The sequence below is a fragment of the Tistlia consotensis USBA 355 genome (assembly GCF_900177295.1).
Lineage (GTDB): Bacteria > Pseudomonadota > Alphaproteobacteria > Kiloniellales > DSM-21159 > Tistlia > Tistlia consotensis.
The window spans coordinates 119,069-127,799 of record NZ_FWZX01000020.1; the positions used below are offsets into that span (position 1 = coordinate 119,069).

Consider the following 8,731-nt stretch of genomic DNA (forward strand, 5'->3'; position numbering starts at 1 on the left):
AAAGCCCGGGGCCCCTGCAGCCAGGGCAGGGCAGCCGACCGCCCGCGAAAGGTGCTCAGCGCTGCGCGACCCTGCGCGCATGGCGCCGTGCGCTCTCGACGACCAGCAGCAGACAGCCGACCAGCAGGATGCCGCCGCCGACCAGCGGGTCGAGCTGCGTGCCGTCGGCCACGACCGCCGAGACGGCGACCACGGCCAGCACCGCCGCCGACAGGCGCGCGTCGCCGACGAACATGCCGACCAGCTCCTTCAGGACCTCGGCGATCAGGCTCATCACGCGGCCTCCGGCAGGGCGCGGCGCGCGACGGCCACTGCCGTCAGCCCCGCGCCGAGGAACAGCAGGGCGAAGAGCGGCAGGGCCAGATCGCCGCCCGGCCAGGCGGCGCCCAGCCCCTCCCCGGTCCAGAACACGCCGAAGGAGGAGAGCATGACTCCGACGCCGAACTTCAGGGTGTTCTCGGGCACGCGGGCCAGCGGCCGGTGGACCGCCGCGCCGACCGCCAGCACCAGCAGGCAGGCGCCCAGCGCCCCGGCGCCGGCCGGCAGCAGCAGGCCGCGCCCGGCCCCGACCGCGACGACGATGAAGACCACCTCCAGGCCCTCCAGCAACACCGCCTTGAAGGCGGTCAGGCCGGCCAGCCAGGCCAGCGAAGCGTGACGGCGCCGGGCCTCGGCGTCGAGCTCGGCGGTCTCGCGCGCGAAGATCGCGTCCTCGTCGTGCAGCGGGATGACGCCGGCCGCGCGCAGCGCCGCCTTGCGCAGCCAGCCGATGCCGAACAGCAGCAGCAGGACGCCGATGACCAGCTGCAGCAGGCCGAGCGGCACCCGGCCGAGCAGCGGCCCGAGCGCCAGCACGATCGCGCCGAGCACCGCCAGCGCCGTCGCCGTGCCGAGGGCGGCCGGTCGCCAGCCGCGCAGCGTCGCGACGGCGAGCACGATGGTGAAGGCCTCCACGACCTCGACCAGGGAGGCCAGGAAGGCGGCGCCGACGGCCGGCGCGGCGGTGGACCAGGCGATCATCGTGAAGCTCCTTCCCTCAGCGGTTCTCGTCGTGGGCCTCGAAGACCCGCTTGGCGTAGTCGTCGAGCAGCGCCTCGCAGCCCTTCAGCCGCTCCTCCGCCTCGGCCACGCGCACGCCGCCGTAGAAGTCGAGCTTGCGGATCTTGGCGAGCCAGCCCTGCAGCTTCTTGAGGTCGACGTCGTTCTCCTCTAGCTCGGCGTAGGTGTAGTGGTCGGCCGCGACCTCCTTGGCGAGGTCGCGCTCGAAGTCGTCGCACTTGTCGATGAACTCCTCGTAGGCGTCGTCGCGGTCGGCCTTGAAGCGCGCCACGACCTTGTCCTCCTGCGTTCTGTCGAGTGCGACCGTCTCGAGGATCACCGACTCGCCCGCCATGCCCGCGATGTCGTTCTCCAGCATCTTGAGCCGGCGCACGTGATCGTCCGTCTTCGGCAACAGGCAGACGCCGCCCTGCAGGTAGACCGCGCCCATGCCCTTGAGGCGGCGCCACAAGGCGATGCGCTTGGCGGCCGGCTCGGCCGGGACTTTGTAGGTCAGGAGAAGCCAGGTCATGTCCATTGCCGTTTCAGCTATACTGTTACGGCCGTAACAAATAAAACGAAACGAATCCGCAGCCGAAACTCCGGGCGGCCCGGTACCTGCCGCCCCCGGGACAGCGCGGTCGCGGTCCGCCCCCCATGTCGATCAGGGAAGCAGGCGTTCCAGCCGGGGCAGCGGGGCGCGTGGGATCGAGCGCCACAGCAGGGCGGCCCAGAACGCCAGCAGCAGCAGGCTGACGCCGATCCAGCCGAGGATCACGCAGGCGACGCCGGGAGCCACGGCCGGCAGCTGACGCACGCCCTCGACCGGCGCCCCGTAGGCGGACCGCAGCTCCTGCAGCCCGAGCGGCAGCGACGCCGCGACCAGCGCGAGCGAGACCGCAGCGGCCGCCAGGGTGCCGGGCCAGCGCCCCCGCCCCTGCAGCCGCACGACCCGCTCGGCATGAAGCCAGACGCCGGTCAGGCAGAGCCCGGAGAGCGAAAGCCCGAAGCAGAACCAGAGCAGCTTGCCGGCAAGCCCCGCGAAGCTGCCGAAGTGCAGCGGGTCCGCCGTGTCGACCCAGCGCCAGTAGGCCGGCAGCGCCTCGCCTCGCTGGTCGTAGAGAAGCCGCCCGCTGTGCCGGTCGAGCCGCAGCTGGTTGGCGCGGTCGCGGAGCAGCAGGCTGCCCGCCTGGCCGTCCAGGTAGAGCACGCCCGGCTCGAAGCGCAGCGTGCGGATCGACAGCTCCGGCCTGAGCCGCCGGGCCTCGCGGACGAGCGCGTCGAGCGGCAGGGGTGGACCAGCCCCGGCGCCGTCGGGCTTCACCAGGGTCACCACCGAGCGGCCCGGCGCGCCGGCATAGACGGTGATCCCGTCGCCCAGGCCGGCGCGCAGCTTCTCGATGCCGTACCAGCTGCCGGTGAGCCCCATCACCAGGAGGAAGCCCAGGCTCCACAGCCCGGCCAGGCGGTGAAGCTCGCTCCAGAGCATCCGCCGGCCGCCGCGCCGGAAGCGGAAGAAGCCGCGCCACCAGCGCTTGTGGAAGCAGAGCGACGAGACGAGCAGGACCAGCAGCAGGAGCCCGAACAGCGAGACCAGCGGCACGCCCCAGGCGACCGGCAGGAAGAGCGAGCGGTGGAAGCTCCGGAAGAATCGCCAGACGGTGAGCAGGCTCGAGGCGCCGCGGACCTCGCCGCTGTAGGGGTCGAGGTAGATCCGCGACGGCTGGCCGTCCGGCAGCCGGATCAGCGCCTCCGCGGCCGAACGGCTGTAGAGCGGCGCCTCCAGGCGGGTGACGCGGGCCCCGGGATAGGCCGCCTGCACCGCCGCCAGGATCGTTCCCCAGCTCGCCCGCTCACCGCCGGCCGGCACCCGCGCCGCCGGGGTCACCAGCCAGTCGAGCTCGTGAGAGAGGGTGGCGAAGCTGCCGCTCCAGCAGATCACGAAGAGCAGCAGGCCGAGCACGACGCCGGCGAAGCTGTGGACCTGGAACCAGGCCCGGCGCGTCATGATGCGGGTCAGAACTTGAGCGAGAGCGTGCCGAGCACGGTCAGCGGCGCGCCGGGATAGATCTCGGTGCGGCTGCGCGCCGCCTCGATGTAGTCGGCGTCGAACAGGTTCTCGACGTTGATCGCCGCCTTCAGGTTCTCGTTGTAGCGGTAGTAGACCGCGGCATCGGCCCGGACGTAGCCGCCGATCTCGAAGCTGTTGTCGAGGTCGCCCTCGCGGTTGCCGGCGGCGAACAGGCCGGCGCCGAAGCCCAGGCCCTCCAGCTCGCCCTCCTGGAGCTCGTAGGTCGACCAGAGGCTGCCGCTGAACTCCGGCACGTCGTTCAGCCGGTTGCCGACCGGGATCTCGTTGTCCTTGGTCACGACCGCGTCGATCCAGGCGCCCGAGGCCATGACCCGCCAGCCCGGCAGGATCTCGCCGGTCACGTCGAGCTCCAGGCCGCGGCTGCGCTGCTCGCCGGTCTGCACCGAGAAGCCCGAATTGTCGGGATCGGCGGTCAGCACGTTCCGGCGCGTCAGCTGGAAGGCCGCCAGCGTCACCGAGAGGCGGCGGTCGAGCAGCTCGGACTTCACGCCGACCTCGTACTGCTCGCCGGTCTCGGGATCGAAGGGCTGGCCGTCGAAGGAGCTGCCGACCTGGGGCAGGAAGGACTGGCTGTAGCTGGCGTAGAGCGAGACCGTCTCGAGCGGCTTGTAGACCAGGCCGAGGCGCGGCGAGAAATGGCTGTCGGTCTGGACCGTCTCCGCCCCGTTCAGGATCTCGCGGGTGTCGGCGTAGTCGAAGCGGCCGCCGGCGACCAGCTGCCACTGCTCGCCGAGCGAGACCTGGTCCTGCAGGTAGCCGCCGACCAGGTAGACGCGGTGGTCCTGGACGGTGGCCGCGCCGTAGTCGCCGGGCTCGGCGCCGTAGACCGGGTCGAAGATGTCGATCGAGGCGAGCGAGGCGAGCACGTAGTTGACGTCGCGGTCGGCCCGGGCGGCCTCGAGGCCGAGCAGCAGCTTGTGGCCGACGCCGCCGGTCTCGAACTCGCCGACCAGGTCGTTCTGGGCGCGCAGCTCGCGCATGTGGTCCTCCTGGCGCCTTGCCCGCCGGGTCAGGGTCCTGCCGTCGGCCAGCAGCGTCCGCGGGTCGGCGCTGACGCGCAGCGCCTCGCCGGTCACGACGCGCGCCGAGCTGCGCAGCGACCAGTCGGCGTTGAAGTCGTGCTCCAGCAGGTAGCCGAAGCGCTCCTGGTCCGCCTCGTAGACCGAGAAGTCCTCGCCCAGGTAGCGGCTGGCCGGCAGGTCGGCGACGCCGTCGCCGGAGGCGACCAGGCCCCGGTCGAAGGGGGTCTTCTGGTCGCTGTACTGGGCGCTCAGGGTCAGGCGGGTGTCGGGATCGATCTGCCAGCGCCCGACCGGCGCCACGAAGACCCGCTCGGAATCGATGAAGAAGTCGCGGAAGCTGTCGTTGCGCTGATAGGCGGCGTTGACCCGGAAGCCGAGCGAGCCATCCTCGGTCAGCGGCGTCGAGAGGTCGAGCGTCGGCCGGAAGAAGTCGTAGCTGCCGAGGGTCAGCTCGCCGGCCGCATAGGGCTCGGCGAGCGGCTGCTTGGTGACCAGGTTGACGACGCCGCCGGGATCGTTGTTGCCGTAGAGCACCGAGGCCGGCCCCTTGAGCACCTCGACCCGCTCGACGTTGGCGAGGTCGAGGAAGACCTCGTCGCCGAGGAACTGGTTGCTCGGCATGCCGTCGGTCGCGAAGTAGTAGGTCTCGAAGCCGCGGATCCTCAGCGCCTCCGAGCGGTTGCCCAGCGTGCCGCCCGCCTGCACGCCGCTGACGTTCTTGACGACCTCGGCCAGGCTGTCGGCCTTCTGGTCCTCGATCACCGCCCGCGGCACGACCTGGATCGACTGCGGCACGTCGAGGATCGGCGTGTCGGTCCTGGTCGCGGTCGCCGTGCGCGCGGCCTTGTAGCCGGCGACCGGGCCGTAGGCCGATTCGCCGGCGCCCTCGACCGTGATCGGCGCGAGCCGCAGCGTGCCGCCGGCCCCGGCCCCGGCCCCGGCGTCGGCATCGGCCGCGCCCTGCCCGGCGCTCTCCAGGACCACGGTGGAGCCGTTGGCGAAGCGGAAGCCGAGGCCGCTGCCGGCGAGCAGCAGCTGCAGCGCCCGCTCCGGCGCGTAGCGGCCGGCGAGCCCCCGGCTGCGCCGGCCGGCGGCCAGCCCGGCCGGATCGAGCAGCTCCAGCCCGGCCTGCCGGGCGAAGCCCTGGAGGGCCGAGGGCAGCGCGCCGGCCGGAATGTCGAAGCGCCGCGCGCCGGCCTGGGCCAGTTGCCGCTGCTGCGCCTGAGCCCGCGCATCCGGCGACGGCCCCTCGCCGGCCGCGGCGGATTCGCCCAGCAGCGGCCCGGCGGCGAGCAGCGCGCAGAGCGACGGGGCGAGCCAGCGCCTGCCCCCGCTTCCGCCGCGGACCTTCCGCTCCCTGCTGCCGGCGCCGTGCGTCCCGCGGCTCGCTGCTGTCATGACTCTCTGCCCCCGTCGATCTCGAAGTGGAGGCGCGGACGCTAATGAGAGTCATTCTCATTCGCAACGTCTTTGTCGTGAGGAGGTTCATTCCGTCTCGTGGCGGGCCTCCTCCCTGAAGGCACGCCGGACGCTTTCGACGGCGAGCGGCAGGCAGCGAGCGCCCCGGCGCCGGCCGGGACGACGGCTCTTGATCGAGGTCAAGGCGTCCGCCCGGATCGCGCCGCAGGCTTCCCGCCAGACGGGGCTCCCCGTCCCGCCGGGCGAAGGAGGCGCAAGCCATGAAGGTCTTCATGCTGTTCACCGGCAGCGGGCCGCTGGTCATCCTGACCTCGCATGCCTCGGTCACCGACGGCGCGCTGCTGCACAAGCTCGAGGCCAAGGGCATCCGCAAGTTCATCGCCTTCGAGATCCCGGCCGACACCGCGGAGCAGCGCTACGGCGCCCACTTCGCGGTCGTGCAGCGCGATCTCAAGGAGGACGACGACCTGCGGGTGCTCGACTACGACGGCCAGCGCGCCTTCAAGCTGTTCCGCTTCGAGGAGCTGTCGCAGCCGATCGTCCACGAGCCGGCCGCCTGAGCCGCGGGAGAGGAGCCGAGCGATGCGCCGGACAAAGACGGGACTGGCCCTGGCGGCCCTGCTGCTCGCCCTGCAGCCGCGCGCGACCCTGGCGGCGAGCGATCCGGCGGCCGGCGATGCGGCGGCGGCCCGGCCGATCGTCGCCGAGCACTGCGCGACCTGCCACCAGGTGCCGGGCCTCGAGGCGCGCTTCGCGAAGGCCCGGGTCACCGCCCCGGCCTTCCAGGCGATCGCCGACGATCCCGCGAAGTACCCCGAGGCGCAGCTGCGCGCCTTCCTGCAGAAGCCGCACTTCCCGATGGGCAGCCTGATCCTCTCGCCCAGCGACATCGACAACATCGTCGCCTTCATCGCGAGCCTGCGCGGCAAGGCGGAGTAGGCAGCGATCCAGCCCCCGGCGGGCCGGGCGGGCGGGCTCAGGCGACCGAGAAGTCGGTCATCATCCCGGAATCCTCGTGCTCCAGGTTGTGGCAGTGGGCCATGAAGGGATGCTCCCTGGGCGCGGGATGGTCGAAGCGGACCTGGATCTCCGCCGTGCCGCCCTTCTCGATCGGCGCGATGTCCTTCCAGCCGGCCATCTGCGCCGGCGGCGGCTTGCCGTCGAGCGCCAGGATGCGGAACTGGCAGCCGTGGATGTGCACCGGATGCTGCATCCGGTCCGAGCCCTCCGAGATCAGCCAGCGCAGGTCGGTCTTGAGCGGCGCCGAGAAGGAGACGGCGCCCATCCGGAAGGGGGTCCCGTTGACCGCGTTCGCGCCGAGCTGCTGATCGAGCGGCAAGGCCGGGCCGTCGGTGATCAGCTTCGTGACCGCCTTCACCACCGCCGGATCGGTCTTCTTCTCCCGGTCCATCTTCATGAGGCCGGCGGCCTTCAGCAGGTCCATGCCCTGGGCGTCCAGCAGCATCTGCATGACGAGGTTCCGGCTGACCGGCGGCAGGCCGGCGACCAGCGGCGGCAGCTGCACCAGCGCGTCCGGCAGCCTGCCCTCCCCTTCCGCCCCGTCGGGCCGCAGCGTGACCAGGGGCAGCTCGCCATCGAAGGGCGGCAGGTTCATCGCCATCTGGCCGGTCGGCCGCGACACCAGGTCGAAGGGCCTGCCGTTGCGCGCATCGACCAGGACCTCGTAGCGCTCGCCGCCGTAGATCGTCAGCTCCTTCAGCTCCACCGGCTCCGACAGGAGACCCCCGTCGCTCGCCACGACGTACAGCGAGCGGCCGTCCGACAGGCCGAGGCGGTAGCTGCGGGCATTGGAGCCGTTGAGCAGCCGCAGGCGAAGCCAGCCGCGCGCGGTCCGCGCCTCCGGGTAGGCCGCGCCGTTGACCAGCAGGGAGTCGCCGACGTAGCCGGCCGTGACGGCGACCAGGTTGAAGCGATGGAAGAACGAGCCGTCCGGGTTGAAGCGCCGGTCCTGCAGGATCAGCGGAATGTCGTCGACGCCCCAGCGCGACGGCAGGCCGAGCGCGTCCGACTCCGCGTCGTCGATCAGGAACAGCCCGGCCAGGCCCTTGATCACCAGCTCGGCGGTCGCCGGATAGACGTGCGGGTGGAACCAGCAGGTCGCCGCCGGCTGGTCGATCTCAAGCGTCGGCCGCCAGGTCGCGCCGGGCCTGATGAGATTGTAGGGGCTGCCGTCCGCGTCGCCCGGGATCTTCAGGCCGTGCCAGTGGAGGGTGATGGCCTCGTCGAGCCCGTTGGTCACCTTCACGGCCACCCGGTCGCCGCGCCGCACGCGGATCGCCGGGCCGAGGAAGGGGCCGTTGATGCCGTAGGTCGGCGTCCTGACGCCCGGCCGGAACTCCATCTCGCCCGGCTGGGCGCGCAGCGCAACGGTGCCCTCGGCGTCGGCCCTCAGCTCCGGCGGGATCGGCAGCGCCGGGCGCCCGGCGGCGCGGCCCGGCCGGCTGCCGGGCAGCGCTCCCGCGGCCGCGAGCGCCGCGATGCCGGACAGCAGCTCACGCCTGGACAGTGCGTTCATCGGCCGGCTCCTTGCGGTACGGCGCCATCGTGCGACGAGTGGCGGCCGGATTGCTACCTGAAGTGTCGCCTTAGACCCGTCGCGGTCGTTGATCCCATACCCGTGTTACATCAGCAACGCGCCTCAAAGGTGACGCCGCGAAGCCGCATCCGGGACGGCAAGAATACCGCCAGTCTGCTTCGGCAACACGCTCAGAAACGCAGCCTGGCTGGTCTCCAGTCACCTCAGGCCGTCAGGGTGTGCTAGTGAAAACCATAGAAGCGGCGGTTGTTGCAGCGGCGCTAGCAGGTTGCTGAAAATGGGTCTTCCGGCTCGGCCCGGGAGGTGATTCGATTCCGCCGTTGTCTTGCCGAGGGAGGCTTGGCATGCGCGGCGGTGATGCGAGCTCGGGCGGGCTGTTCAGTTATGTGAGCTGCGAGGCTCGGGTGCCGGCGGATCATCCGCTGCGGGCGATCCGGGCGATCGTCGACGAGGCGCTGGAGGTGCTTTCGCCGCGCTTCGATGAGCTCTATTCGCGGATCGGCCGGCCGTCGATCGCGCCGGAGAAGCTGCTGCGGGCGCTGCTGCTGCAGGCCTTCTACTCGATCCGTTCGGAGCGGCAACTGATGGAGCAGCTGGACTACA

The 8,731-nt window shown here is 71.7% G+C and carries 9 protein-coding genes; 3 read left to right on the forward strand and 6 right to left on the reverse strand.

Annotated elements, in window-relative coordinates:
• Nucleotides 1-55 precede the first annotated feature (55 nt).
• From B9O00_RS21180 to B9O00_RS21200, 5 genes are all read right to left on the reverse strand, one after another.
• On the reverse strand, nucleotides 56-274 hold the full coding sequence (locus B9O00_RS21180; RefSeq protein ID WP_085124722.1) for a hypothetical protein: 219 nt from the start codon (nucleotides 272-274) through the stop codon (nucleotides 56-58).
• Complete coding sequence (locus tag B9O00_RS21185) at nucleotides 274-1,020, reverse strand: COG4280 domain-containing protein (RefSeq protein ID WP_085124723.1); 747 nt, start codon at nucleotides 1,018-1,020, stop codon at nucleotides 274-276. The genes B9O00_RS21180 and B9O00_RS21185 overlap by 1 nt, the downstream gene beginning before the upstream one ends.
• Before the next feature lie 16 nt (nucleotides 1,021-1,036).
• Nucleotides 1,037-1,570 (reverse strand): Chromate resistance protein ChrB, encoded by a 534-nt coding sequence (locus B9O00_RS21190; RefSeq protein ID WP_218822904.1) that lies wholly within the window; start codon nucleotides 1,568-1,570, stop codon nucleotides 1,037-1,039.
• 132 nt (nucleotides 1,571-1,702) lie between these two features.
• Nucleotides 1,703-3,046, reverse strand: coding sequence for a PepSY-associated TM helix domain-containing protein (locus B9O00_RS21195; RefSeq protein WP_085124725.1), 1,344 nt, complete (start codon nucleotides 3,044-3,046; stop codon nucleotides 1,703-1,705).
• 8 nt (nucleotides 3,047-3,054) lie between these two features.
• Nucleotides 3,055-5,550 (reverse strand): TonB-dependent siderophore receptor, encoded by a 2,496-nt coding sequence (locus B9O00_RS21200; RefSeq protein ID WP_085124726.1) that lies wholly within the window; start codon nucleotides 5,548-5,550, stop codon nucleotides 3,055-3,057.
• A gap of 281 nt (nucleotides 5,551-5,831) precedes the next feature.
• On the opposite strand from B9O00_RS21200, the gene B9O00_RS21205 reads away from it, so the two are divergent.
• Together B9O00_RS21205 and B9O00_RS21210 are read left to right on the forward strand one after the other, a co-directional pair.
• Entirely contained in the window at nucleotides 5,832-6,131 is a 300-nt protein-coding gene (locus tag B9O00_RS21205; protein ID WP_085124727.1) for a cytosolic protein, read from the forward strand.
• 22 nt (nucleotides 6,132-6,153) lie between these two features.
• Nucleotides 6,154-6,510: a c-type cytochrome gene (locus tag B9O00_RS21210; RefSeq protein WP_085124728.1), complete on the forward strand. Its 357-nt coding sequence runs from the start codon at nucleotides 6,154-6,156 to the stop codon at nucleotides 6,508-6,510.
• A gap of 37 nt (nucleotides 6,511-6,547) precedes the next feature.
• Here the strand turns inward: B9O00_RS21210 and cueO are convergent, their stop codons facing one another.
• Nucleotides 6,548-8,107, reverse strand: a complete 1,560-nt coding sequence (gene cueO, locus B9O00_RS21215) for a multicopper oxidase CueO (RefSeq protein ID WP_179243976.1) — start codon at nucleotides 8,105-8,107, stop codon at nucleotides 6,548-6,550.
• A 365-nt stretch (nucleotides 8,108-8,472) separates the two neighbouring features.
• Here cueO and B9O00_RS21220 point away from each other — a divergent pair.
• Nucleotides 8,473-8,731: transposase (locus B9O00_RS21220; RefSeq protein ID WP_143596201.1), on the forward strand; the 259-nt coding region annotated here is incomplete at its 3' end.

Coding starts and splice junctions, on each gene's coding strand:
- B9O00_RS21180 (WP_085124722.1), bottom strand. CDS start 274: ATGAGCCTGATCGCCGAGGTCCTGAAGGAGCTGGTCGGCATGTTCGTC.
- cueO (WP_179243976.1), bottom strand. CDS start 8,107: ATGAACGCACTGTCCAGGCGTGAGCTGCTGTCCGGCATCGCGGCGCTC.
- B9O00_RS21190 (WP_218822904.1), bottom strand. CDS start 1,570: ATGACCTGGCTTCTCCTGACCTACAAAGTCCCGGCCGAGCCGGCCGCC.
- B9O00_RS21195 (WP_085124725.1), bottom strand. CDS start 3,046: ATGACGCGCCGGGCCTGGTTCCAGGTCCACAGCTTCGCCGGCGTCGTG.
- B9O00_RS21200 (WP_085124726.1), bottom strand. CDS start 5,550: ATGACAGCAGCGAGCCGCGGGACGCACGGCGCCGGCAGCAGGGAGCGG.
- B9O00_RS21205 (WP_085124727.1), top strand. CDS start 5,832: ATGAAGGTCTTCATGCTGTTCACCGGCAGCGGGCCGCTGGTCATCCTG.
- B9O00_RS21185 (WP_085124723.1), bottom strand. CDS start 1,020: ATGATCGCCTGGTCCACCGCCGCGCCGGCCGTCGGCGCCGCCTTCCTG.
- B9O00_RS21210 (WP_085124728.1), top strand. CDS start 6,154: ATGCGCCGGACAAAGACGGGACTGGCCCTGGCGGCCCTGCTGCTCGCC.